General features: G+C 65.2%; 21 protein-coding genes and 1 pseudogene. 14 read left to right on the top strand and 8 right to left on the bottom strand.

Annotated elements, in window-relative coordinates:
* The first annotated feature begins 39 nt into the window (after positions 1–39).
* From accC to aat, 5 genes are all read left to right on the top strand, one after another.
* On the top strand, positions 40–1,389 hold the full coding sequence (accC, locus tag QX071_RS16605; protein WP_315703723.1) for an acetyl-CoA carboxylase biotin carboxylase subunit: 1,350 nt from the start codon (positions 40–42) through the stop codon (positions 1,387–1,389).
* Positions 1,390–1,506: 117 nt separating this feature from the next.
* The gene (locus QX071_RS16600) at positions 1,507–3,027 is read left to right on the top strand and encodes a sensor histidine kinase (protein ID WP_315703722.1); all 1,521 of its coding nucleotides are present in this window, start codon (positions 1,507–1,509) and stop codon (positions 3,025–3,027) included.
* A complete protein-coding gene (locus QX071_RS16595; RefSeq protein WP_315703721.1) occupies positions 3,024–3,461 on the top strand; it encodes a response regulator in 438 nt (145 codons plus the stop codon). Before QX071_RS16600 ends, QX071_RS16595 begins: the two co-directional genes overlap by 4 nt.
* A complete protein-coding gene (locus QX071_RS16590) occupies positions 3,458–4,549 on the top strand; it encodes a sensor histidine kinase (RefSeq protein WP_315703720.1) in 1,092 nt (363 codons plus the stop codon). Before QX071_RS16595 ends, QX071_RS16590 begins: the two co-directional genes overlap by 4 nt.
* Positions 4,550–4,619: 70 nt before the next feature.
* Positions 4,620–5,300 (top strand): leucyl/phenylalanyl-tRNA--protein transferase, encoded by a 681-nt coding sequence (gene aat / locus QX071_RS16585; protein WP_315703719.1) that lies wholly within the window; start codon positions 4,620–4,622, stop codon positions 5,298–5,300.
* 69 nt (positions 5,301–5,369) lie between these two features.
* Here aat and QX071_RS16580 read toward each other — a convergent pair whose 3' ends face one another.
* Positions 5,370–6,419: a DUF2155 domain-containing protein gene (locus QX071_RS16580; protein ID WP_315703718.1), complete on the bottom strand. Its 1,050-nt coding sequence runs from the start codon at positions 6,417–6,419 to the stop codon at positions 5,370–5,372.
* Positions 6,420–6,656: 237 nt separating this feature from the next.
* On the opposite strand from QX071_RS16580, the gene QX071_RS16575 reads away from it, so the two are divergent.
* From QX071_RS16575 to QX071_RS16555, 5 genes are all read left to right on the top strand, one after another.
* Entirely contained in the window at positions 6,657–7,430 is a 774-nt protein-coding gene (locus tag QX071_RS16575) for an SDR family oxidoreductase (protein ID WP_315703717.1), read from the top strand.
* Positions 7,431–7,459: 29 nt separating this feature from the next.
* Positions 7,460–8,437 (top strand): alpha/beta hydrolase, encoded by a 978-nt coding sequence (locus QX071_RS16570; RefSeq protein ID WP_315703716.1) that lies wholly within the window; start codon positions 7,460–7,462, stop codon positions 8,435–8,437.
* 143 nt (positions 8,438–8,580) lie between these two features.
* On the top strand, positions 8,581–9,645 hold the full coding sequence (locus tag QX071_RS16565) for a hypothetical protein (protein ID WP_315703715.1): 1,065 nt from the start codon (positions 8,581–8,583) through the stop codon (positions 9,643–9,645).
* A 157-nt stretch (positions 9,646–9,802) separates the two neighbouring features.
* A complete protein-coding gene (locus QX071_RS16560) occupies positions 9,803–10,822 on the top strand; it encodes a Na+-dependent transporter (RefSeq protein ID WP_315703714.1) in 1,020 nt (339 codons plus the stop codon).
* Between the two features lie 142 nt (positions 10,823–10,964).
* Complete coding sequence (locus QX071_RS16555; protein ID WP_315703713.1) at positions 10,965–11,843, top strand: transporter substrate-binding domain-containing protein; 879 nt, start codon at positions 10,965–10,967, stop codon at positions 11,841–11,843.
* 218 nt (positions 11,844–12,061) lie between these two features.
* On the opposite strand, the gene QX071_RS16550 is transcribed toward QX071_RS16555, so the two are convergent.
* The 5 genes from QX071_RS16550 to QX071_RS16530 all read right to left on the bottom strand — a co-directional run bounded on the left by QX071_RS16550 (position 12,062) and on the right by QX071_RS16530 (position 16,265).
* Positions 12,062–12,730, bottom strand: coding sequence for an amino acid ABC transporter permease (locus QX071_RS16550; protein WP_315703712.1), 669 nt, complete (start codon positions 12,728–12,730; stop codon positions 12,062–12,064).
* 46 nt (positions 12,731–12,776) lie between these two features.
* Positions 12,777–14,033: an FAD-dependent oxidoreductase gene (locus tag QX071_RS16545; protein ID WP_315703711.1), complete on the bottom strand. Its 1,257-nt coding sequence runs from the start codon at positions 14,031–14,033 to the stop codon at positions 12,777–12,779.
* Between the two features lie 13 nt (positions 14,034–14,046).
* A complete protein-coding gene (locus tag QX071_RS16540; RefSeq protein ID WP_315703710.1) occupies positions 14,047–14,805 on the bottom strand; it encodes an SDR family NAD(P)-dependent oxidoreductase in 759 nt (252 codons plus the stop codon).
* A gap of 212 nt (positions 14,806–15,017) precedes the next feature.
* Positions 15,018–15,287, bottom strand: coding sequence for a hypothetical protein (locus QX071_RS16535; protein ID WP_315703709.1), 270 nt, complete (start codon positions 15,285–15,287; stop codon positions 15,018–15,020).
* Positions 15,288–15,326: 39 nt separating this feature from the next.
* Positions 15,327–16,265: a GlxA family transcriptional regulator gene (locus QX071_RS16530; RefSeq protein WP_315703708.1), complete on the bottom strand. Its 939-nt coding sequence runs from the start codon at positions 16,263–16,265 to the stop codon at positions 15,327–15,329.
* 116 nt (positions 16,266–16,381) lie between these two features.
* Here QX071_RS16530 and QX071_RS16525 point away from each other — a divergent pair, with 116 nt between their 5' ends.
* The gene (locus QX071_RS16525; protein ID WP_315703707.1) at positions 16,382–17,083 is read left to right on the top strand and encodes a DJ-1/PfpI family protein; all 702 of its coding nucleotides are present in this window, start codon (positions 16,382–16,384) and stop codon (positions 17,081–17,083) included.
* A 379-nt stretch (positions 17,084–17,462) separates the two neighbouring features.
* On the opposite strand, the gene QX071_RS16520 is transcribed toward QX071_RS16525, so the two are convergent.
* The gene (locus QX071_RS16520) at positions 17,463–17,873 is read right to left on the bottom strand and encodes an NADH:ubiquinone oxidoreductase subunit NDUFA12 (RefSeq protein ID WP_315703706.1); all 411 of its coding nucleotides are present in this window, start codon (positions 17,871–17,873) and stop codon (positions 17,463–17,465) included.
* 181 nt (positions 17,874–18,054) lie between these two features.
* Between QX071_RS16520 and QX071_RS16515 the strand changes: the two genes are divergently transcribed.
* The 3 genes from QX071_RS16515 (at position 18,055) to QX071_RS16505 (ending at position 25,573) form a co-directional block, all read left to right on the top strand.
* Positions 18,055–18,684 (top strand): BA14K family protein, encoded by a 630-nt coding sequence (locus QX071_RS16515; RefSeq protein ID WP_315703705.1) that lies wholly within the window; start codon positions 18,055–18,057, stop codon positions 18,682–18,684.
* Positions 18,685–18,956: 272 nt separating this feature from the next.
* Entirely contained in the window at positions 18,957–21,224 is a 2,268-nt protein-coding gene (locus QX071_RS16510; protein WP_315703704.1) for a CHASE3 domain-containing protein, read from the top strand.
* Between the two features lie 569 nt (positions 21,225–21,793).
* On the top strand, positions 21,794–25,573 hold the full coding sequence (locus QX071_RS16505) for a vitamin B12-dependent ribonucleotide reductase (RefSeq protein WP_315703703.1): 3,780 nt from the start codon (positions 21,794–21,796) through the stop codon (positions 25,571–25,573).
* A 233-nt stretch (positions 25,574–25,806) separates the two neighbouring features.
* Here the strand turns inward: QX071_RS16505 and QX071_RS16500 are convergent.
* Positions 25,807–25,992: pseudogene (locus QX071_RS16500) on the bottom strand (TrbI/VirB10 family protein); the annotation flags it as partial.
* Positions 25,993–26,101 lie beyond the last annotated feature (109 nt).

Raw genomic sequence — 26,101 nt, 5'->3', positions numbered from 1 at the left:
TTCCCTGCTCGCTATTCGCCACTCGCCCATCGAGGCAACATGTTCGACAAGATTCTGATCGCCAATCGCGGCGAAATCGCCCTTCGCATTCTGCGGGCTTGCAAGGAGCTCGGCATCTCCACCGTCGCGGTGCATTCGACCGCCGACGCTGATGCCATGCATGTGCGGCTCGCCGATGAGAGCGTCTGCATCGGACCGCCGCCCTCGAAGGACAGCTATCTCAACGTTCCGGCGCTGCTGGCCGCCTGCGAGATCACCGGCGCCGACGCAGTGCATCCGGGCTACGGCTTCCTGTCCGAAAATGCACGTTTTGCGGAAATTCTCGCCGAGCACAACCTGCACTTCATCGGCCCCAAGGCCGAGCACATCCGCCTGATGGGCGACAAGATCGAGGCCAAGAAGACGGCCAAGCGCCTTGGCATTCCCGTGGTGCCGGGCTCGGACGGCGCGGTCGCGCCCGATCAGGATGCGATGGCGATCGCCAAGGAGATCGGCTTTCCGGTGCTGGTGAAGGCGGCAGCCGGCGGCGGCGGTCGCGGCATGAAGGTCGCGCACACCGAGGCCGATCTTGCGCTCGCGCTGACCACCGCCGCCAACGAGGCCAGATCGGCCTTCGGCGACGCCTCGGTCTATCTGGAAAAATATCTGCAGAAGCCGCGGCATATCGAAATCCAAGTCCTCGGCGATGGCCGCGGTGGTGCCATCCATCTTGGCGAGCGCGACTGCTCGCTGCAGCGCCGCCATCAGAAGGTCTGGGAAGAAGGCCCCTCGCCCGCACTGGACGCGGCAGGCCGAGCCAAGATCGGCGAGACGGTCGCGAAGGCGATGCAGGAGCTGAAATATCTCGGCGTCGGCACCGTCGAATTCCTCTACGAGGACGGCGAATTCTATTTCATCGAGATGAACACCCGCATCCAGGTCGAGCATCCCGTCACCGAGATGATCACCGGAATCGATCTCGTGCTGGAGCAGATTCGCATCGCCGCCGGCGGCGATCTGCCGATGACCCAGGACGAGGTCGTCATCAACGGCCATTCGATCGAATGCCGCGTGAATGCCGAGAACCCGGTCACCTTCCGTCCATCGCCCGGCAAGATCCAGCAATATCACCCACCCGGCGGCCTCGGCGTCCGGATCGATTCCGCCGTCTACCAGGGCTACGTGATCCCGCCCTTCTACGACTCGCTGGTCGGCAAGCTGATCGTGCACGGCAAGACCCGTGTCGAATGCCTGATGCGGTTGCGGCGCGCGCTGGACGAAATGGTCGTCGAAGGCGTCGAGACGACGCTGCCGCTGTTCCGCGCGCTGGTGCGCGAGCCGGCGATCATCGACGGCGACTACCACATCCATTGGCTCGAGCAGTATCTCGCGGGGCAGAAGGCGGATTGAGGCGCTCCGCTCTTTTCTAAAGGCCGCCACGGAACCAAATCAGCACATCAGCGTTTTGGCTCGGGGAACGTTCCCCGCGGGGGCCATCAATTTTTCCGTGGACGATGAGCGTAGATCGTGGCGCCTGAGGTGAGACACAGGCGTACGCTGGGTCAGATCCTGCTGCTGTCGGCGGGCTTCTTGGTGCTGGTCGTGATCAGCACGGCCTCCGTGTTGCTGGTGGACAAGGCCCGCGACGACAGCGGCCGGGTGGTCCACACCATCGAGGTCGAAAACCAGCTGAACACGCTACTGCTCGATGTCCGCCGCGCCGAGAGCAATGCGCGCGGCTACCTTTTGACCCGCGGTGACGAGTTCTTGGCGGCGCACGACGCCGCTGTGGCTGCAATCCACCCCGACCTCGATAAGCTCGCGAGCTTGGTGGCCGACAATCAGCTGCAGGTGACGCATCTGGCTAGGTTGCGGAGGGAGATCGAAACCCGGCTCGGCCAATTCGAGCGTGAGAAGGCGCTGGCTGCACAAGGTGATGCGGCAGGAGCCGCCGCGTTGGTCCGCAGCGCGGCATCGAGCAATACCAACACGAATATCCAAGACACCGCTGGGCAGATGCGCACCGAGGAGGAACGGCTGTTTGCACTGCGGGCGGCCAGCGCCGACTCCAGCCAGAGCCTCGCGACGCTCGTGACCATCACGGGCTCAGGCCTGGTGGTGCTGCTTGCCGGCATTTCGGTTCTCCTGGTCCGCCGTTCCACCCGTGCCCGCGACGAGGCCGAAGCGCGGCTGCGGGAGAACAATCTCAACCTTGAAGCCACCGTCGACGAGCGCACCGCGGACTTGCGCGAGGCCAACGACGAAATCCAGCGCTTTGCCTATATCGTCAGCCACGATTTGCGCTCGCCGCTAGTGAACATCATGGGCTTCACCAGCGAGCTGGAGGAACTGCGCAACGACATCTTCCGGCGGCTCGCCACGCTGGCGCGGGCAGCCTCAGCCTCCCCGCCGCCCCCGGAGGGAGCCGAGCCCGAGCTCGGGGACACCGACAAGCAGCTCTCGGAGGATTTTTCCGAAGCGCTCGGCTTCATCAAATCGTCGATCGCCAAGATGGATCGCCTGATCACGGCGATCCTGAACCTCACCCGCGAAGGCCGCCGCGAATTCGTGCCGACCCGGATCGATCTACGCGAGCTGATAGAGACGATCGTGACGACGCTCGCCCATCAGGCGGCCGAGGCCAATGCGACGATCCGGGTCGAGCCGCTGCCGACCATCGTCAGCGATCGCCTTGCGCTGGAGCAGATCTTCTCCAACCTCATCGACAATGCGATCAAATATCTAAAGCCAGACATGCCCGGCGACATCGCGATCCGGGCGCGCACCAAGCTCGGCTTTGCGATTTTGGAGATCACCGATAACGGCCGGGGGATTGATCCGAAGGATCATCAGCGTATCTTTGAGCTGTTCCGCCGTGCGGGAGCCCAGGACCGGCCTGGACAGGGCATAGGACTTGCCCATGTGCGCGCATTGGTTCGGCGCTTGGGCGGAACCATGTCGGTCGCATCGGACCTCGGGCAAGGCAGCACGTTCACCATCACGCTCCCGATCAACTGGAACGCCAGCAACCGGAACTTAGATCGATGACCATGCCCGTGACGATCATCATGATCGAGGATGACGAGGGACACGCCCGCCTGATCGAGCGGAACATCCGCCGCTCCGGCGTGAACAATGAGATCATCCCGTTCAGCAACGGTACAGATGCCGTGAAGTATCTGTTGGGGGACGACGGCAGCGGTATTGCGCACAAAGGGCGCGCGCTCCTGATCCTGCTCGATCTCAATCTGCCTGATATGACCGGCATCGAGATCCTGCGGACGGTCAAGGAAAACAAGTTCCTGAAGAGCGCGCCGGTCGTGATCCTGACCACGACCGATGACTCGCAGGAGATCAAGCGATGCTACGAACTCGGTTGCAACGTCTACATCACCAAGCCAGTGAACTACGAGAGTTTCGCCAACGCCATTCGCCAGCTCGGCCTGTTCTTCTCGGTCATCCAGGTTCCACCCACGGCATGACGTCACCCTCTCCCACCCTGCTCTACATCGATGACGACGCGGCGCTGGCGCGGCTGGTCGAACGCGGCCTCACGCGCTCGGGCTTCAAGGTGGAACACGCGCCCGGCGGCGCTGAAGGATTGGCGCGCCTCGAACAGGGCGGCATCGACGTGGTGGCGCTGGACCAGTACATGCCAGGGTTCGACGGTTTGGAGACGCTGGAGCGCATTTTGGCGCTGCCCGATCCACCCCCGGTCGTGTTCGTCACCGCCTCGCAAGACTCCAAGATCGCGGTGACGGCGCTGAAGGCCGGCGCCGCCGATTATCTCGTCAAGGACGTTCAGGGCGAGTTCGTTCCGCTCCTGCAGGTGGCTGCCGAAGGCGCGCTGCGCCAAGCGCGCCTGCAGAAGGCTCGCGACGAAGCCGAGGCCGAGGTGCGGGCCTCCCGTGACCGCTATGCCGCGCTCGCTGCCGAGCGCGAGGTGCTGCTCCGCGAGGTCAATCACCGCGTCGGAAACTCGCTGCAGATCATCGCCTCGCTTTTGCATCTGCAGGCCAACAGCAGCGCCCAGGAAGACGTCAAGGCAGCGCTCACCAATGCGATGGGACGCGTCGCGGCCGTGGCACAGGTGCATCGCCGTCTCTACACGTCGCACGACCTGAAGAGCGTGCTACTCAATCAATATCTCGAGGCGTTGCTCGAAGACCTCCGCCGCTCCGCGGAAGGCAACCGGATGTCGCGGCTGACCTTGAAGGCGGAGCCGATCGAGATCGATCCCGATCGCGCGGTCGCGATCGGAATCATTGTCAACGAGTTGGTGATGAACGCGGTCAAATACGCCTATCCGGATTGCCCGGGCCCCATCCATGTGGAGCTGGGCCTCGAAGGCGACGACATCGTCTTGTCGATTGCCGATAACGGCGTGGGCTTGAACGGCGCCGGCAGCGATCCACGCTCGACCGGCATGGGCCAGCGCATCGTCAACGCGATGGCGACCAAGCTCGACGCGACCGTACAGCCCGATCCAAGCCATCAAGGCACCAAGATCGTCGTGCGATTCAGCCGCACCAAGCAGACACCGCGGCCGGCCGCCGCCGCAGTGGGCTGAGAAGCGGCCGGCGCACAAGATGCGGTGATGGCCGGTCGCCTACGCGGCCGCCGCCTGCTATGCTTCAACCATGAATTCGCGCGAGTCTGCTGCGTCCGAAATCACGCCCGAAGTTCTGCTGCGCGCCTATGCCTGCGGCATCTTTCCGATGGCCGAGAGCGCCGACGATCCGAGCCTGTTCTGGGTCGAGCCCGAGCTGCGCGGCATCATCCCGCTCCACGGTTTCCGCGTCGCCTCGCGGCTGGCGCGCACGGTGCGCTCGGACGTCTTCACCGTCACCGTCAACAAGGCGTTCAAGGCGGTAATGGACGGCTGCGCCGAGCCGCAGGTGGGCCGCGAGGACACCTGGATCAACAAGCGCATCCGCGAGCTCTATACCGGCCTCTACGCGATCGGGCACTGCCACAGCGTCGAGTGCTGGCAAAATGACGAATTGGTTGGCGGCCTCTATGGCGTCAGCTTGGGCCGGGCGTTTTTCGGCGAGAGCATGTTTCACCGCGCGCGCGACGCGTCCAAAGTGGCGCTGGTGCACCTGGTGGCCCGGCTGATCGCCGGCGGCTTCGAATTGCTCGACACCCAATATGTCACCGAGCACCTGAAGACCTTTGGCGCGGTCGAGATCCCGCGCCGCCGCTACACCGCGCTGCTCGAGAAGGCGCTGGCGGGACCTGCGGCCAATTTCGCCAGGTTGCCGGTCGACCGCCCCATTTCAGGCGCCGAGGCGCTCGCGATCATCGCCGAGCGTGGATAGCGCGCTTCCATTCGCCGCGATGCAATCGCATCTGGTCGCTTGCGTCCGCAACGACGGCCGAGAACAGAGCTAGCGGAAAATCCCGAACGGGCCGCCGCCCGACTGCGGAGGCGGTGGAGGCGGCGCGGCCTGCTGGGTCTGATATTGCGGCGGCGGAGGCACCGGTGCTTGCGCGCGCGGCTGTGGCTGTCGCTGCGGCCGTCTCTGCGCCGGCTGCGAGGCGGGCGTCGCGGCCGGCTTCGACGGGTCGGGCGCGGCGCTGACCACCGTGGTCTGCGGATCTTTGCAGTCCGTCAGCCAGATATCGTAGATCGGGTGCTCGACGCCGTGGAGGCCCGGGCTCGCCGCGAACATCCAGCCGGAGAAGATCCGCTTCACCTCGCCCTGCAGGGTGATCTCGTCGACCTCGACGAAGGCGTCGGTGTTGGCGGCTTCCGTCGCCGGCCGCGTATAGCAGGCGTCGGTCTTCACCCGCAGCGCACCGAACTGCACGGTCTCGCCGATATCCTCGTCGAAATTGATGATCCGGCCGGTGATCTTGTCGAGCCCCGAGAACGTCGCCTTCTTGTTCACGATCTTCTGTGCCGGCGGCTCGGTCACGACCTCGTCGCCCGGCTGCAGGGTGGCCGGCGTCTGAGGCACGTTGCCGTTCGGCGGCACGGCCGCGTTCTGCGGCGCGCCGGCCGGCGGATTGGCCCTCGGCTGCCGCTGTCCGGGTGGCAGACCCGGCAGGTTCGCGTTGGCGCCCGGAGCCGGCGCAGCACCCGGCTGTCCGTTCGGCGGCACCGCCGCCACGGGCGGGTTAGTCTGCGGCGCGACGGTGCTTCCAGGCGGCGGCGGCAAGGGTTGCGACTGCACCGGACCGGGCAGCGCGGCGCCCTGCCCTGGCGGCAGCCGGGGCGTCGGCGCCGGCAGCACCCGGCCTTGCGGCAGTTCCGGCACCTCTTCCTCCTCGTCCGGAGGCGGCATCGGTTCTCCACGGCGCGGAATATTGCCTGGAGGACGCGGAACAGGGTCAGAAAAGATCGTGCCGATCTGCGCCCGCGCCGGCAGAGGCAGCGCGAGGGAGGTGGCGGCCAGCAAGGCCGCGAGACCGGTGACAGTAATGAATCGATGCATCTCGCGCGGCTTTATCAGGCGAATCGGGGTCTTGGACAGTCTAATGGCGTCATGTCCCATCCGCCGCTCTCGATCGGGTACCCCGTTAACATGCCGAATAAGGCGACGAAAGGGCGACTTCCCGGCGTACCGCGGGCTGGCCGGGCGCCTGCACAGATGAGATAGTCGGCCAAACCGCAAGTTCCACCCGCGGCAACAAGAAGCATCCGGCTCAAGCGGGTGCAGAATGAGGAAACAATGCCCGCTTCCCTTGGCCTTGACGGCAAGGTTGCCGTCGTCACCGGTGCTGCCGGCGTGATCGGCGCCGCAACGATGCGGCTGATGGCCGCGCGCGGCGCCCGCATCGTCGCGGTCGACCGCCGCGAATCCGATCTGCAAGCCGCGATCGCCGAACTGCCGGCGAGCGCCGAAGCTCTCGCGGTCGTCGCCGACGTGACTCGCGAGGAGGATGTAGCCGCTTATGTCCGCGCCGCGTGCGACCGCTTCGGCACGATCGACGTCTTCTACAACAATGCCGGCGTCGAAGGCGAGATCAAGCCGATCACCGACTATCCGCTGGACGCCTTCCGCCGTGTGCTCGACGTCAACGTGGTCGGCGTGTTCCTCGGCTTGAAGCACGTGCTGCCGGTGATGCTGGCGCAGAACCGCGGCGCGATCATAAACACGGCCTCGATTGCGGGGTTGATCGGCTCGCCGCAGATCGCAGTCTACAGCGCCAGCAAACATGCCGTGATCGGCCTGACCAAGAGCGCGGCCTTCGAATGCAGCGGCACCAATGTCCGCGTGAACTGTGTCTGTCCCGGCCTGATCGACAGCCGCATGCTGAGCGCGATCGTCGCAGGCCGCGGTGGCGGATCGGTGCCGCATGACAAGCTCGTCGAGCGAATTCCAGCCCGCCGGCTCGGACAAGCTTCGGAGGTCGCCTCCATCATCGCCTTCCTGGCCTCCGACGAGGCGAGTTACGTCAACGGCTCCGCCTACACTGTCGATGGCGGACGCACCGCCGCGTGACAGCAGCTCATTCAAGAGGTCACTAGCCAATGCCCGTTACGCTCGATGCCGATGCCGCCGCCGTCTACAAGGCCTTCCAGGAGGCTGGCCGGCCCGCATATGAAACGCTCACGCCGGACGAAGCGCGCGCCTATTACTTCGCCGCGCGCGTTGTCACCAATCCGGAACCGCCCGAACTCGCCGAGGTGCAAGAGTTTGCCATCCCTGCTCCCCACGGCGCGATCCCGGCACGGCTGTATCGGCCGATGCGGCTGCCGGATGGGCCCGCGCCAGTCTTGGTGTTCTTCCACGGCGGCGGCTGGGTAATCGGCAATCTCGACACCCACGACATCGTCTGCCGCAAGCTCGCGCATGAAGGCGAACTGATCGTGATCTCGGTCGATTATCGCCTCGCGCCCGAGCACAAATTCCCGGCGGCGGTCGACGATGCGGTGGGAGCCGCGCAGTGGATCGCCGACAACGCAGCTGCAATCGGCATCGACGCGAGGCGGCTCAGCGTCGGTGGCGATTCGGCCGGCGGCAATCTCGCCGCCGTGGTCGCGCTCGCCGCACGCGACGGCAAAGGACCTAAGATTGCGGGCCAGGTGCTGATCTATCCCGCCACCGACTTCACGATGAGCCATCCCTCGCACAGCGAGCCCGAGACCAGCGTGCTGCTGACGCATTCGGTGATCCGCTGGTTTCGCGACCATTATCTCGGCAGCGCCGCCGACGTGCATGATTGGCGCGCATCCCCGGCGCGGGCGGAGACGCTGGTCGGCCTGCCGCCAGCGTATGTACTGACGGCAGGCGCCGATCCCTTGCGGGACGAAGGCAACGATTATGCGTTGCGTTTGCGAGAGGCCGGCGTGGCAGTCACGTACCGGCATTTCCCGGGCCAGTTCCACGGCTTCTTCACCATGGGCAAATTGCTGGATCAGGCGAATGTCGCAGCCGTCGAGATCGGGGCGTGGCTGAGAGCGTTGAACGAGCGGGATGCGTCTTGCCAGACAGGCCGTTCCGTGTGATGTACGCCCTGGTATGCATCATGCCAGAGGCGCAACGACGATCTTTGCGCCGTCCTTTCGGGGCGTCTGACCGAAGACTTCGGGCCGATCCCCGTCGCGGCGTGACTGAAAATTCGAACAAATAGTCTGGGGAAGACCAAGGTATGGCGCGCAACATTCTGATCCTGGGAGCCTCATACGGCTCATTGCTGGCGACCAAGCTCCTGATGGCCGGCCACAACGTCACCCTGGTGTGCCGGAAGAAGACCGCGGATCTCATCAATCGCGACGGCACCGAGGTCCGCATCAAGCTGCGCGACGAGCCGGCCCACCGCTCGATCTTTTCCCGCGACCTGCCGGGGACCTTGGATGCGAAGGCGCCGAACGAGGTCGAGCTCTCCCGCTACGATCTGGTCGCGCTTGCGATGCAGGAGCCGCAATATACCAACCACACGATCCGGGTACTGATGGTCAAGATCGCCGAGGCGAAGCTGCCTTGCCTGTCGATCATGAACATGCCGCCGCTGCCCTACCTCAAGCGCATCCCCGCGCTGGCGAACATGGATTTGGAGGAAGCCTACACCAATGCCCAGGTGTGGGAACGCTTCACCCCGGGCCTGGTGACGCTCTGCTCGCCCGATCCTCAGGCCTTCCGGCCGCCGGAAGAGGGTCCAAACGTGCTGCATGTCGGCCTGCCGACGAACTTCAAGGCCGCGACATTCGCGGATGAGAAACACAACGCACTGCTGCGCGAGCTCGAGGCCGACATCGATGCGGTGACGCTGGAGGGCAAGGACGTTCCGGTCAAGCTCAAGGTGTTCGATTCGCTGTTCGTGCCATTGGCAAAATGGTCGATGCTGCTCACCGGCAATTACCGCTGCATCACGCCGTCTGAGCCGCGGCCGATCCGCGAGGCCGTGCATGGCGACCTGAAGCTCTCGCAATCGATCTATGACCATGTCGACGCGATCGCGCGGCGTCTCGGCGCCGACCCGAAGGATCAGGTGCCGTTCGAGAAATATGCGAAGGCGGCCGAAAGCCTGCTGAAGCCGTCATCGGCGGCTCGCGCCGTCGCCAGCGGCGCGCCCTTCATCGAGCGGGTCGACCTGTTGGTGAAGCTGATCTCGCATCAGCTCGGCATGCCCAGCGCCGAGATCGACCGCACGGTCGAGATCGTCGATCAGAAGCTGAACGAGAAGATCGTGGTGGGCGGCTCCAGCGCCCAGTAGCGCGGGCCACGACGACGTGCGGGCGCGCGCTGAGACCTCGCGCGCCCGGCTAGGCGGACGATCGCTGACATCGTCGGTAACGAGATGTGACTTTGCGCTGAAACCCTGCTGACGCATGGTCGCGCCGTTCCTTCATCTCGTTGCTCCGGACGTTCGAATGTTGTCTCCGCTGTGCGGCGCCCTCGCCCTTCCTCTTCAGGCCCTGACCTGGCTCGGCAACCAGGGCACCCGCGCGATCGCTGCCCTCGTGCTGTTCGGGATCGCGCTGCCGCCGCTTGGCGATCTGCTACGGCCCTACGTCACCAAGGCGATCTTCCTCCTGCTCTGCATCTCCTTCATGCGGGTCGATATCTCGGCTCTGCACGCGCATCTGCGGCGGCCGGCGCTGGTGCTGATGGCGACCGGATGGACGACGGTCGCCGTTCCCGCGCTGGTCGGCCTATCAGCGCATTTCGCCGCAGCCGATACCCACACGCCCGATCTGTTCCTGGCGCTGATGCTGCAGGCCATGGCCTCGCCGATGATGGCATCGCCCGCGCTGGCCGCGCTGATGGGGCTCGATGCGACGCTGGTGCTGATCACGCTCGTAACCTCGACAGCGCTGGTGCCGCTCACCGCTCCGCTGTTCGCCTCCATCTTCCTCCGGCAGATCCTGACCCTGTCACCGCTCGCGCTCGGGCTGAAGCTTGCAGGCATCCTCGCCGGCGCACTTGTCGTCGCCGTCATCATCCGCCTCGTCGCCGGCATCGAGGTGATCCGCCGCCATCGCGCCCCGATCGACGGGCTGAACGTGCTGATCCTGTACGTCTTCGTGGCCGCGGTGATGGGCCATGTCCTCGCCGACGTCATGGCCGATCCCCTACATATGCTGGCACTCGCCGCGCTCGCCTTTGCGATGTTCTTCCTGCTGCTTGGCCTCACCATTCTGCTGTTCCGCACCCGAGGATACGATCGCGCCATGGCGCTGGGGCTGATGGTGTCACAGCGCAACATGGGGCTCATGCTGGCCGCGACCGAAGGCGCGCTGCCCGGCACCACCTGGCTCTATTTCGCGATGAGCCAGTTTCCGATTTATCTGGCACCACAGCTGTTGCAGCCGCTGGCCAATCGGCTGCGCGCCGGCGCGCAGCTGCAGGCCGAAAGCGATCATCGCTTGATCAGCCCTGCATCCGAATGAAGCATCGGCGCGCTACGCGTTACGCTCGCAGGTGGTGACCGATCGCCTCCGCCTTCCTGACGTTGCCGAAACGGCTGACATCCGTGTTGCTGAGGCGCGAGGCCGACGCTAGGCTCCGCTCAGCCGGGGCAGGAGGATTTAAGTGACCACATCCGACGAACAAAAGATTTCCGAAGACCGCCGCGAGGCCTTGCGCTATGCGCTTGCGATCGGCAGCGGCGCAGCGCTTGCGTCCGCGATGACCGCGCCCGCATCGGCGCAGGCCGCAGCCGACAACACGCTCGACCGCGTCCGCGCCAGCAAGGTGCTGCGGATCGCCGTGCTGCCGGGCGAGCTGCCCTACTTCAACAAGGATCTCGCCAGCGGCACCTGGTCGGGCTTCTCGATCGAGATGGCCAACGACATCGCCAAGCTGCTCGACGTCAAGCTCGAATACATCGAGTCGACCTATGGCAATTCGGTGCTCGACCTGCAGGCCAACAAGATCGATCTCGGCTTCGCACTCAATCCGACCCCGCAGCGCGCGCTGGTGGTCGATTTCACCAACACCGTGTTTCCGCATCCGTTCGGCGCCATGCTGAAGAAGGGCATGGAGGCGAAAACCTGGGCCGACATCAACAAGCCGGAGGTGAAAATCGCCGTCGACGTCGGCTCCGCTAACGAGGCGGTGGCCCGGCGCTTTGCGCCCAACGCGACCATCAAATCGTTGAAGTCGCGCGACGAGGTGATGCTGGAGATGTCGTCCGGCCGCGTCGACTGCGTCGTCAATGCGCTGGTGCTGGGACTCACCGCGATCGCCAAGAACCCGAATCTCGGCACCTACAAGATCCTGCAGTCGCCCTCGGTCGCGGTCGCCTCCGCGATGGCGGTGCGACGCGAGCCCGACAAGCGCTGGCGCGACTTCCTCTCGGTGTGGGTGGACTACAATCGCGGCATCGGCCAGATGCGCGAATGGTTCGTCAAAGGCCTGTCACTGTCCGGCGTAAAGCCCGAGGACGTCCCGGTCGAGCTGAGCATCTGATCCCGCTCGCGACCGTCATTGCGAGGAGCGCGAGCAACGAAGCAATCCAGACTATATTCTCGACCCTGGATTGCTTCGCTTCGCTCGCAATGACGCCATGACTAAAGGTGATGTAGCGTGGGCAGAGCGAAGCGTGCCCACCGACAATGCGTCGCCGCTCAACGCGGTGGGCACGGCGCATTCGCGCCTTGCCCACCCTACAAATCCGGGAGTGCGGCTCACGCCTTATCGTACGTCATGCCGCGCTCGAACCGCCGGCCGAGCCAGGTCGCGGGAAACAGGATCGCGAAATAGATCACGGCCACGATCGTGTAGACCTCGAGCGGCCGGTAGGTGTCGGCATTGATCAGGGTCGCGTTGTAGACGAGATCCGGTACGGCGATCACCGACACCAGCGAGGTGTTCTTGAGCTGGGTGACCGACTGGTTGACGTAAGGCGCGAGCATCGGCTTGAGCGCCTGCGGCAGGATGATGAGCCGCATCATGCGCCATGATTTCAGGCCGAGGGCGCGTGCCGCATCCCACTGCCCGCGCGGCACGCTCTCGATGCTGCCGCGTATGATCTCGGCGTAGAAGGCCCCGCCATAGAGCGACAGCACGGAGATCGCCGCGACATGCGCGGGGATGTTGACGCCGATCAGCACCGGGAAAGCATAGTAGAACCAGATGATCTGCACGAGCAGCGGCGTGCAGCGGAACAGCTCGATATAGGCGAGCAGCAACCAGTCGATCACCGGCAGTCGCCGGAGCCTGACCATGCCGACGATCAGCCCGATCATCGTGCCGAGAAAGATCGTGCCGACCGTGTAGGCCATGGTCCAGCCGATTCCGATCCAGAACAGCCGACTATATTTGGTGAGGATCGCGAAATCCCAGACGTAGTTCATGCCCTCTCCGCGGTGGCGCGATCGCGCGCCGATACTGTTTCGGCTCTCACAGGTAGCGGCTCGGGGAAAACGCCGCGGCGTCGATCGCTGGCGTGTCGCCTGCGATCATCGCGGCAATGGCAGCCCCCGTCGCCGGCCCCGTGGTGAAGCCGATATGCTGGTTGCCGAATGCAAACCACAGGCCGGCATGGCGCGGTGCCGGGCCGATCATCGGCAGCGAGTCCGGCAAGGTCGGTCGCGCGCCGCGCCATGGGACGGCCACCGCCTCGCCGAATTCCGCGACGCTACGCGCCAGCGGCACCACCTCTTCGAGCTGGGCAAGGTTCGATGGCGCGTCCCGGTCCGTCAGCTCGACGCCGCTGCTGACGCGGATGCCGTTCTCCATCGGCGTCATCACGAAGCTGCCCTCGGCATCGTGGATCGGACGGCCCAGGCCGCGTGCCGGGTTTGGCTTGAACTCCTGGTGATAGCCGCGCTCGAAGGCCATCGGCACCTTGTAGCCCAGCGGCCTCAGGATATCCGGCGACCACGGTCCGAGCGCGACCACGATGTGGCGGGCCCGGATCGCGCGGTCGGCGAGCACCACGCGCCAGCCCTCGGCATCCGTCAGCAGCGACTTGATCTCGGACATCAGCAATATGCCGCCTCGTCCCTCGTACATCCGCGCATAGGCCTTGGTGACGTTGCCCGGCGAATCGACCGAAGCCGTCTGGCTGTGCAGCAGCCCGACCTTGTAGGCCGGGATGATGCGGGGCTCGAGCGCGGAGATCGCCTGGCGATCCAACAACTCGCTCTTGATGCCGTACTCCGCCAGAAAATCGTGCTCGGCTTTGGCGGCCGCGATGGCATCGCTGCGCCAGACCTTGAGCCAGCCGGTCTCGCGGATGCGCTGCGGCTCCCCCGCTTTCACGATCCAGTCGCGGTGCAGTTTCAGCGAGGCGCCGATCAGGCCATGCAGCGCCGTCGCCCGCGGCTTCACCCGCGACGGCGCCGCGTTGGCGAGGAAGCGCAGCACCCAATCGGGATTGCGCAGCGTCCAGGCCGGATTCCAGCGCAGGGCCGCATTCTGGTTGGTGAGGTAGGACGGCAGCGCCTTGAACAGCGACGGCTTGTTGAGCGGCAGGATCGAGGCGCTCGAGAGGATGCCGGCATTGCCGTAAGAGGTCTCCTCGCCCGGCGGCTTGCGATCGACGAGAACAACGGAGAAGCCGCGTTCGCGGATCGCATAGGCCGTCGATGTGCCGACGATGCCCGCCCCCAATACGACGACATCTGCCGCTTGCTCGTTCGCTTCGCCCGTCATCAGTCCTGCATACCTACATCAAGGTCAGTCCGCCATCGACCGGCAGCACGGCACCGGTGATGTGGCGGGCTTCCGGCGACACCAAGAACGCCACCGTCGCAGCGATATCGACGGGCTCAGCAAGTTGCTGCAGCGGATTGAGCTTGGCCGCTCTCTCCCAGGCGGCCGGATCGAGCGAGCCGAGTCGTCCGGCATCCTTGCGCGTATAGCCGGGTACGACGACATTGGCCGTCGCGCCTGACGGTGCAAGCTCGATGGCGAGGCACTTCACCAGAGCTTCCAGCGCAGCCTTGGCTGCCGCGGAGGCCGGAAAAGTGCCGCCGGGCACGAAACGATGCGCCACGAAACTCGAGATCGCGACGACGCGTCCCTGCGCGCTGCGCGTGAGATCGGGCAATGCGGCGCTCGCAAGTTCATGAAAGGCGCCCGGCATCACGGCAAAGGAGTGATCGAGTCTCTCGCGGGTGAGATCTTGAAAACTGCGGCGATCGGCGAAGCCCGCAGCATGGATGAGCGCGTCGACGGCGCCGAACCTCTCGCGCGTAGCGGCGACCAGTTCGGACGCGGTGCCCGCGACGGCGAGATCCCCGCAGCGCCAGGCAACCTCGGCACCGGCCTGTCGGCATTCGTCGGCCACGGCGGCAAGCCGCTCCAGGCTCGCTTCATCCGCTCCCTGTCCGTGCAGCACGAGATGCTGGCCCGGCGCAGCCAGCCGGCGCGCCACAGCCGCGCCGATGCCGGCACCGCCGCCGGTGACGATGGAAATGCCCATGACCCCCAAATCGCAAACGATCTATCTTGGCCGGACTATAGGTCTCGCGTCCGCGAATGCCAACAATCGCGCCGGCATTGGTCCATGCGCGCCCGGGAAGTTCGAAGAGCGCCCGCACAGCACATCGAAGCACGTGCGGCCTTGAGTTTGAGTGGCGGTCCCGCGGCAAGGAGGAATCCGAACGCCCAATCCGCTGCGCCAGACAGACAGGACTAGACCGACAATCCTCCGCAGGTCACGACGATCCTCGCGGCCTGCCAGAACCAGGTCCCGCCATCATGCGCTGCCTGCAGGCTGAAGAAGCGTTTGTTCCAATGCGGATCATGCGTGAAGCGGATGTTCTCGATCACGAAGGCCTGCTGTTGCCGCTTCCATTCTTTCGCCCAGGCGAAATGCGCTTCGTCCAGTTGCTGCCGCAGCCTGGCGACTTCGACCACATAGGGCGATGGAAACAGAACTCCGAAACTCATGGAGGTGGCCATGTGCGATCTTCTCGACCTCCTGGCGCATCGGCCGCGACTCTATCCCGCCCGCGCGGCGCGGCGCAACGCCTGCGGCGGCTGGCCGAAGGCGCGGATGAAGGCACGGCGCATCCGTTCCGGATCGCGGAAGCCGGTCAATTCGGCCACGCGCTCGATCGGCTCGTGCGAGGCCTGCACGCGCTGTCGCGCCGCCTCGATGCGCAGCCGCTCCACGGCCTTCGACGGCGTGCTGCCGGTCTCCGCGATGAAGGCGCGCGTGAAATGCCGCGCGCTCATCCCGGCGCGCTCGGCGAGATCGTCGACCGTCAGCGGCGCGCCGAGGTTCTCGCGTGCCCAGGTCAGCAACTGACCGAAGCGGCCGTTCGGCGCCTTCAACTCCAGCAGCGATGAGAACTGCGACTGCCCGCCGCTGCGGCGGTGATAGAGCACGAGTTGCCGCGCCGTATCCCGCGCGATGGCATCGCCATGATCCTCCTCGACCATCGCGAGCGCGAGATCGATTCCCGCGGTGATGCCGGCCGATGTCCAGATGTTGCCGTCGCGGATATAGATGCTGTCCGGTTCGAGCTTCACATTGGGGTAAGTGGCCAGGAATTGCCGGGTGCGCTGCCAATGCGTGGTGGCGCGCTTGCCCTCCAGCAGACCGGCTTCGGCGAGGACGAAGGCCCCCGAACAGACGCTGGCGATGCGAACGCCGCGCCTCGCGACCGACTGCACAAAGCGGATCACGCATGGATTGCGGCAGGCGGCATCAACCCCATCGCCGCCCGCAATCAGCAAGGTCGAGAGCGCGGCCGCAGATCCGAACTTGCGCGCCAGCATCTCCACACTCGATGAGGAGCGCACCGGCCCCGGTTGGGCGGCGATCACACGGATCGATGCACGTTTGCGCGCATAGCGTCCGGCGATCTCGAAGGCCGAGATCGGACCAGCCGCGTCCAGCAGTTGGAAATCAGGAAAGATGAGGACGCCGATCATCGGGTCTCCCTCCTATGTCGGAAAACGAGGGATTTTAGACATTTTGGACATCGAGCGGACCACGCATAATTGGCGCGGTCAAGCATCCCGTCGCTCAAATGTCCCGGAGGCCTCTCATGGCTGCGTCGCTTTCGATCGTGTTCGTGCTGTTTCCGCGCGTCACCCAGCTCGACCTCACCGGTCCCCTGCAGGTGTTTTCCAGCATTCCCGGTGCAAGCATCCATCTGGCGTGGAAGCGGATCGAGCCGGTGCCAACGGATTCCGTTCTCACATTGATGCCGACCACGACGTTCGCGGAATGCCCGCAGGCGGACGTCATCTGCGTGCCCGGCGGCTTCGGCGTGGACGAGATCCTCGATGACGCTGAGGTGATCGGCTTCCTGCGCCGGCAGGCCGGCGGCGCCAAATACATTACCTCGGTCTGCACCGGCTCGCTGGCGCTCGGTGCCGCCGGTCTGCTGGACGGCTATCGTGCTGCGACACATTGGAGCGCGCGCGAGTGCCTGCCCCTGTTCGGCGCAACCACCAGCACCGAGCGCGTCTGCATCGACCGCAACCGCGTCACCGGCGGCGGCGTAACCGCAGGCATCGATTTCGCGCTGACCCTGGTCGCGCATCTGGTCGAGCGCCGAATGGCCGAATTGATCCAGCTCCGGCTGGAATATAACCCTGCCCCGCCGTTCAACGCAGGGGGGCCTGATACGGCGCCGGCCGACGTGCTCGCGACGATGCTGGAGCGAATCGCGCCGGCGCGAGAGCGCCGCGTTGCGGTGGCCAGAAGGGCAGCCGAACGGCTGAAGCAGGCCTCGCCGGCCTGATTCGCCGCGTAACGAAAAAGGCCGCCGGATCACCCGAAGGCATCCTGGCGGCCTTTCCTGTTCTTACGGTGGCACCACATCTTGCGGGCGATTGCCGGACGAAGGCGCCGCCGAGGGCTGATCTCCTGGGGGGCGCGAGGTCCTGGCTCGGGTGCCGCTGCATATCGGGGACAGTCGCGATTCTGTGCCCGAACCGACGCAGTGGATGATCCACCTCCGTAAGACGGGAACATTTGGCCACAACTTCAGGTGGTCATCAAGAGATCGCCGGCTCCCGGAGCACACACCATCCCCGTTAGTCCCGCAATTCACAGGCAGGACAACATCCGCGCAAACGGAGAGAGCACCCCGGCGCAAGGTGCCCCGGATCGGACAGGAATCAGTTGCCGGGGGTCCAGGCCTGATAATCGCCGGTCGCTTTCGGCCGGCGGCCGCTGGCGAGCGTCGAACCGGAGGGCCGGTAGGCCAACGGCGTCCCGGTCAGATTCGGCTGATGCGGCTTCTCCCATTCGCGGGGCTGGTAGCCGTCCTGGGTCGGCGGCACGTCGACCGTGTGGTGCATCCAGGCGTGCCAGGACGGCGGAATGCGGCTCGCTTCGGCCAGTCCGTTATAAATCACCCAGCGACGCTCGAAATGCAGCACCGGATCGATCTTGCCACCAGCGGTGCGGTAATAACGGTTGCCCTGCTCGTCCTGCCCGACCAGCTCGCCAAACCGCCAGGTCCACAATTGCGTGCCGAAGGTCTGACCGTTCCACCAGGTGAAGAACTTGAGCAGGAACTGTTTCATGCGCGGGAGCCGAGTTGGGACGGATGGGCCCTGATGCCACCCCGTCACCGACTTGTCCAGTACTGCCCCGCTCGGGAGCCGACGGCGGTTCACTCGCAACGCACGTCAAGGTGTGGGTCCCGATCGGGAACCTCCCTCCCCGGTTGCGGTTAGGTCCTTTTCCCCTGATGGAGTCTCATCAATGACCAGTCTGAAGAAAATGAGCGCCACATTGGCTGTGGCGCTGATTCTGCCGTTGGCGATGTCCACGGCGAGCTTCGCCCAGCGCGGCGCACCTGGGGGTGGCGCTGTTGGGGGTGGTGGCGCAGTCGGTGGCGGTGGAGGCCATGGCGGCGGAATCGGCGGCGGCCCGGGTGTTGGTGGTGGCGGCTTCGCGGGCGGCCATGCTGCTGCGATCGGCGGCGGTGGCTTCGCCGCGCGCGGCGGAATGGGCGGTCCGGGACCGGGCGTTGTGGCAAGCCCCGGCGCCAGGATCGCGGCCGGTCCGACCGTGGGACCTCGCGGCAGCTGGGCCGGTGGCGGCTGGGGCGGCGGTGGTTGGCACGGCGGCCGATGGCACCACCGCGGTGGCGGGTTCTGGCCGGGCGTCGCCGTCGGCGCCGCGCTGGGCTCATATGCCTATTATGGCGGCCCGGACTATTACTGGGATTACGGTCCAGACTATTACACCGACTACTCCTACTATGACGACAGTGCACCGGTTGCGGTGGTCGGCGGCGATGCGAGCTACTGCGCGCGGCGCTATCGCTCCTACGATCCGGCCTCAGGCACCTATCTCGGCTACGACGGTCTGCGGCATCCCTGCCCGTAACCACGCACGCAATACCCGTTCGGTGACCAAAGGCGGCGCCTCCCAGCGCCGCCTTTCTCATGCTGACCTGTCGCGCGCTTTTCGCAGCTGCTCTGATTCACACCGTGCGGGCACGGTCGCTTCCGTCATAGGACGACACCGTGGATACCCGTCCTTGCGGCGCAAGCCGTCTCGGCAGATCATCGATTCATGGACATCGTCTTCCGGATACGCAGCGAGACCAGGGCCGCGGCCGTCGTTCGTCTTGCGATGCGGAATGATCGGGACGGACGATGATCCTACAACGGCTGGGACTCGTATTCGGGCTGGGAACCCTCCTGGCCATCGGAGCTGCATCGACCGCGCTCGACCTGAAGTCGCGGCACGATGCCGAACGGGTCGATCGCACGCTCGAAGTCTTGCAGCAGGCGTCGGATTTGCGTCTGCTCGTCCGTGAAGCCGAAGGCGCCGCGCGCGGCTTCGTGCTGACCGACATCGAGGGCTTTCGCACCGAATTCAGCGAAGCGAGAGCAAAGATCCCCGCGGCGCTTGCCCAACTGAGACGGGCGACCGGCGACAATCCCGGTCAGCTTGCCCTGCTCGGGCAGACCGAACCGCTGATCGCGCATAAGCTGCAGATCAGTGCCCACATGATCGACCTCCACATCGCGCGCGACGATGCAGGGCTCAAGGAGCTGATGAACTCGGCCGAAGGCCGCGCGGCGATGGCGAGGGTTTCGGAGAATCTCGATCGTTTCACCGCGGAGGGACGACGACTGCTCGCATTGCGGTCCGCAACTTCGCAACGGACCGGATCGCTGCTGCTCGGGATCGATCTGGCCGGCGTCGGCCTTGTGCTACTCATCGCCGGCCTGCTGCTGCGCCGCGCCTATGTCACCGACTGCGCCTTGCGCGCCTCGCTGGTTCGTTCCGAGGCCGAAGCGAGCTCGCTGGCCGAGAAGAGCGAACAGCAGCATGCCGATCTCGTTGCGGCGCATGAGAAGCTGCGGCATTCGGCCGAGGTGCTCGCGAACACCTTCAACACGATGGCCGAAGGCGTGCTGGTCGTCGACGCCGCCAACGAGGTGATGTTCTCCAATCCGGCCGTGGAGCACCTGCTCGGTTATCGCCAGGGCAAAAGCCTCGAAGAGGTTCGCAGCCAGATCCAGGTGTTCGAAAGCGACGGGACCACGCCGATCGCGGCCTCGGAGCTGCCGACGCCGCGGGCGCTCCGCGGCGAGTCCTTCGATCGCTGCGAAGTCGTGGTCTATCGCCGCGACAGCCGCGACGCCCTTCGCCTCATGATCAGCGGCCGTCCGTTGCGCAGCGCCGATGGCCGGATCACGGGAGCGGCGATGGTCTATCACGACATCACGGCCGTCCACGAAGCCGAGCGGCTGCTGCACCAGGCGCAGAAGCTGGACGCGATCGGCAAGCTGACCGGCGGCGTCGCGCATGACTTCAACAACATGCTGACCATCATCACCGGCACGATCGAATTGTTGATCGACGAGACCAAGGATCGGCCGGCCGCGGCAGCGACGGCCGGGCTGATCAGCCAGGCGGCCGATCGCTGCACGGAGCTGATCCGCCACCTCCTCGCCTTCGCGCGCAAGCAGCCCCTGCATCCGCGCGACAGCGACGTGAACGTGACCGTGCTCGACATCGCCAAGCTGTTGCGTCCGACGCTCGGCGAGCAGATCGAGATCAACTCCATCATCGAAGACGACGTGCTGCTGGCGCACATCGATTCCGCCCAGCTGGCCAATGCGCTGGTGAATCTCGCGATCAATGCCCGCGACGCGATGCCGAACGGCGGCAAGCTGCTGTTGGAGACGCGAAAGGCGGTGCTCGACGCGGCCTATGCGGCCGCTAATGCCGGCGTCACCGCCGGGCCCTACATCATGGTGGCCGTGAGCGATACCGGGACCGGCATGCCGCCCGAGGTGCGCGACCGCGCCTTCGAGCCCTTCTTCACCACCAAGAAGGCCGGCGAAGGCTCGGGACTGGGCCTCAGCATGGTCTACGGCTTCGTCAAGCAGTCCGGCGGCCACATCAATATCTACAGCGAGGAAGGACGCGGCACGACTGTGCGGATGTATCTGCCGCCGGCCAAGGGCAGCGCGGCGCTCAGCGACGCGATCGAGCCGCCGGTGCCGGGCGGGAGCGAGACCATCCTCGTGGTCGAGGACGACCAGCTGGTGCAGGACTTCGTCGTCGTCCAGCTGAAGACGCTCGGCTATACCACGATCACGGCCTCGACCGGGGCCGAGGCGCTGGCGAAAATCGATTCCGGCGCGCAGTTCGACCTGCTGTTCACCGATATCATCATGCCCGGCGGCATGAACGGCAAGGAGCTCGCCGAGGCGGTCTGCGCCCGCCGGCCGGACACCAAGGTGCTCTACACCTCCGGTTACACCGACAACGTCATGGCCGAACACGGCCGCCTCGAGCATGGCGCCCTGCTCCTGAGCAAGCCCTACCGCAAATCGGAACTGGCGCAGGTGGTGCGGCAGGCGCTGCGCGGGCCCGAGGACGGCGCGGGCAGGACCGCTCCGTGAGTCTCGCCGATGCAAGGGCAAATGCCGTAGTCGGACGGGTGCGGATGGCTGCCCTGTGAACAGCGGGATGAAGGGCTGTGGACGGCGCCCCTCGAAATATTTTCAGGTTTGGAATCCGCTCGGACTCACCGATACTTACCCTGTTCACAAAGCCGGCACGCGGCCTGGTTTTCCCGCACTTTCCCCCATATTTAGTGTTTGATTCAGGAACTCGCACTAGTTCTTGACGGGCGCGACGGAGTCGTCCTAGCTTCCATCCCGTCGGCGCGAGTTCTGTTCGGGTCCCGCCGGCACCTCCCGACGCGTTCCGAGATGATACTCCGCCGGCCATTGGGCTCCGGGTGAAGGGCTTGTCTGCCCTGTTTTCGGGACGGATCTGGAACGCGCTGATGAGGGGCCCGGCACAGGGTCCATGGGGCAGTTGGAGCGTTGAAGAGAGCGGACCGGGTTCACCGGTTCTCACGGTTGCGTTCGCGTCCGGCCCGGCGGGGTGGACAGCGGCGCGGCAAAGGAAAATGATCCGGGTCTCGCGCAAGCGGCAGCCCGGGAACTTGATTGGGGCACGACCGATGCGGATTGAACGGCGACACACCACTGAAGGCCAGTCACCCTATGCCGGGATCGATTTCCGGCTGACCACGTCGGAGATCAAGAATCCCGACGGGTCGGTGGTGTTCCGGCTCGAGAATGTCGAAGTGCCCGAGTTCTGGTCGCAGGTCGCCTCCGATGTGCTGGCGCAGAAATATTTCCGTAAGGCCGGCGTCGCTGCGCGGCTGAAGAAGGTCGAGGAAGAAAGCGTGCCGTCCTGGCTGTGGCGCGCCGTGCCCGACACCGACGCCCTCAATGCGGTCCCCGAGAACGAGCGCTATGGCAGCGAGCGGTCCGCCAAGCAGGTGTTCGACCGCCTCGCCGGCTGCTGGACCTATTGGGGCTGGAAGGGCGGCTACTTCACCGCCGAGGAGGACGCGCAGGCGTTCTATGACGAGCTGCGCTTCATGCTCGCCAGGCAGATGGTGGCGCCGAACTCGCCGCAATGGTTCAACACCGGCCTGCACTGGGCTTACGGCATCGATGGCCCCGGCCAGGGCCACTATTACGTCGACTACAAGACCGGCAAGCTGACCCGCTCGAAATCCTCCTATGAGCATCCGCAGCCGCATGCCTGCTTCATCCAGGGCGTCGACGACGACCTCGTCAACGACGGCGGCATCATGGACCTGTGGGTGCGCGAGGCCCGCCTGTTCAAATACGGCTCCGGCACCGGCTCCAACTTCTCGCGCCTGCGCGGCGAAGGCGAGAGGCTGTCGGGCGGCGGCCGCTCGAGCGGCCTGATGAGCTTTCTCAAGATCGGCGACCGCGCCGCCGGCGCAATCAAGTCGGGCGGCACCACCCGCCGTGCCGCCAAGATGGTCGTGGTCGACGCCGACCATCCGGACATCGAGGCCTATATCGACTGGAAGGTGAAGGAGGAGCAGAAGGTCGCGGCCCTCGTCACCGGCTCCAAGATCAACCAGAAGCACCTCAAGGCGGTGCTGAAGGCCTGCGTCAATTGCGAAGGCTCTGGCGACGACTGCTTCGATCCCGAGAAGAACCCCGCCCTGCGCCGCGAGATCAAGCTGGCGCGCCGCGCGCTGGTGCCCGACAACTTCATCAAGCGCGTCATCCAGTTCGCCAAGCAGGGCTACAAGGACATCGACTTCCCGGTCTACGACACCGACTGGGATTCGGAAGCCTATCTCACCGTCTCCGGCCAGAACTCCAACAACTCGGTGTCGCTGAAGGACGACTTCCTGCGCGCGGTGGAGACCGACGGCGACTGGAACCTCGTGGGCCGCACCACCAAGAAGATCACCAAGACGCTGAAGGCGCGCGACCTCTGGGAGAAGATCGGCTACGCCGCCTGGGCGTCGGCCGATCCCGGCCTGCACTTCAACACCACGATGAACGACTGGCACACCTGCAAGGCGTCCGGCGACATCCGCGCGTCCAATCCGTGCTCGGAATACATGTTCCTGGACGACACGGCGTGCAACCTGGCCTCGGCCAACCTGCTGACGTTCTACAACACCACCACCAAGCATTTCGACGTCGGCGCTTACGAGCATCTGTGCCGGCTCTGGACGCTGGTGCTCGAGATCTCCGTGCTGATGGCGCAGTTCCCGTCCAAGGCGATCGCGGAATTGTCCTACGAGTTCCGCACCCTCGGCCTCGGCTACGCCAATATCGGCGGTCTCTTGATGACCATGGGCCTGCCCTACGACAGCAAGGAAGGCCGCGCGCTGTGCGGCGCGCTGTCGGCCATCATGACCGGCATCGCCTACAAGACCTCGGCGGAGATGGCGGGCGAGCTCGGTACCTTCCCCGGTTACAAGAAGAACACCGCGCACATGCTGCGCGTCATCCGCAACCATCGCCGCGCCGCGCACGGCCAGGCGACCGGCTATGAGGCGCTCTCGGTCAACCCGGTGCCGCTCGACCACGCCTCCTGCCCGCAAGGATCGATCGTCGCCCATGCCACCAAGGCCTGGGACGATGCGCTCGAGCTCGGCGAGAAGAACGGCTTCCGCAACGCCCAGGTCACGGTGGTGGCGCCGACCGGCACCATCGGCCTCGTCATGGATTGCGACACCACCGGCATCGAGCCCGATTTCGCGCTGGTGAAGTTCAAGAAGCTCGCCGGCGGCGGCTACTTCAAGATCATCAACCGCGCCGTGCCGGAGGCGCTGCGCGCGCTCGGCTATCGCGAAAGCGAGATCGCGGAGATCGAGGCCTATGCGGTCGGCCACGGCTCGCTGTCCAACGCGCCCGGCATCAACGCCTCCACCTTGAAGGCCAAGGGCTTCACCGACGAAGCCATTGCAAAAGTCGAGAAGGCGCTGCCGACCGCCTTCGACATCAAGTTCGTCTTCAACAAGTGGACGCTGGGCGAGGACTTCATCCGCGACCAGCTCGGCGTGGCGGCGGAAGCGATCGCAGCCCCTGGATTCGACCTGCTCTCGGCGATCGGCTTCACCAAGCGCGAGATCGAGGCGGCGAACGTCCACATCTGCGGCGCGATGACGGTCGAGGGCGCGCCACACCTCAAGGCCGAGCATTATCCGGTGTTCGATTGTGCCAATCCCTGCGGCAAGGTCGGCAAGCGCTATCTCTCGGTCGAGAGCCACATCCGCATGATGGCGGCGGCGCAGCCCTTCATCTCGGGGGCGATCTCCAAGACCATCAACATGCCGAACGACGCCACGGTCGAGGACTGCAAGGCGGCCTACATGCTGTCCTGGAAGCTGGCGCTGAAGGCCAACGCGCTCTATCGCGACGGCTCCAAGCTGTCGCAGCCGCTGAACTCGCAGCTCATCAGCGACGATGAGGACGAGGACGATGCGGTCGAGGCGCTCTACGAGAAGCCGATGGCGGCGCGCGCGGCGCAGATCTCCGAGCGCGTGGTCGAGAAACTGGTCGAGCGCATCGTGGTGATGCGCGAGCGCGAGAAGATGCCGGACCGCCGCAAGGGCTACACCCAGAAGGCTGTTGTCGGCGGCCACAAGGTCTACTTGCGGACCGGCGAATATGACGACGGCCGTCTCGGCGAGATCTTCATCGACATGCACAAGGAAGGCGCGGCGCTGCGCTCCTTCATCAACAACTTCGCCATCGCGGTGTCGCTGGGCCTCCAGTACGGCGTGCCGCTGGAGGAATATGTCGACGCCTTCACCTTCACCCGCTTCGAGCCGGCGGGCCCCGTGCAGGGCAACGACAGCATCAAGTACGCCACCTCGATCCTGGACTACGTGTTCCGCGAGCTCGCGGTGAGCTACATGTCGCGCTTCGACCTCGCCCATGTCGATCCCTCCGAGAGCAATTTCGACGCCCTCGGCCGCGGTGTCGACGAAGGCAAGCCGTCGGAGGACGGACCGAGCCAGCAGGCCGCGAGATACGTCTCGCGCGGCCTGACCCGCTCCCGCACCGACAACCTCGTCGTCATGCGCGGCGGCACTTCGTCAGGCGGCCACGCTGCCTCCGTCCCCTCCCCCCTTGCGGGGGAGGGTCAGGGAGGGGGGTCCAAGATCACCTCTCTCTCCTCTTCGCGGACCGGCGACACCCTCGAAGGCGCCGTCGCCCTGAAGCAGGACGCGCAACACGACCTCTCCCCCACGGAGAAGCTGGAAGCGCTGCAATGGAGCAAGGCCGGCTCAGCCGCCACGCAGACCGCCACCAAGGCCGAACGCCGCGCCGAAGCCAAGGCCAAAGGCTACGAAGGCGAGATGTGCAGCGAGTGCGGCAACTTCACGCTGGTGCGGAATGGCACGTGTATGAAGTGTGATACGTGCGGAAGCACGACGGGGTGTAGCTAACACTTAACTGTGAGGTGGTGGGAAACTCAAAGTTCTGTACTTATGAGCCAAAGTTCCGAACTAGGTGTCGAGATTTCAATGACTTAGCCCCTGCCGCGACGGGCATAAAACGCCCCCTACTAAAACCTCTACTTTCGTAGCCCCCCAAAACCCCGCCGGCGACGGCGGGGTTTTCGTTTATTGTGGACCGCGTACGTCGCTTACCGGTCGACGGCGGTAGCGAAGGCGACGACACCGGCATTCACCTCGCTGCCGACCGAGAGCAGCGTTGACAGCAAGGCTGCGCCCGCAATCTGCCTCCAATGATTGTCGACCTCGTCCGATAGCCCCGAATGGCCGCCGGCATCGTCGCCCGGCTGCCGTTCGAGCACGATCAAGCGGCCATTTGGCATGATCAGACGGGTCCAGACCAGAAGCACACCCGCGCCGTCGGCGTACAACCCAACAGGACTCTAACTGCGGCTGGATGAAACTTCGGTGGCAGGTCAGGACTCAAATTCAAAATGCCAAGATGAGCTGCTGCTGGTT

This window comes from Bradyrhizobium sp. SZCCHNS1022 (assembly GCF_032484835.1).
Lineage (GTDB): Bacteria > Pseudomonadota > Alphaproteobacteria > Rhizobiales > Xanthobacteraceae > Bradyrhizobium.
The sequence above is the reverse complement of the archived record's forward strand: the minus strand, read 5'-3'. Positions and strand labels throughout refer to the sequence as shown.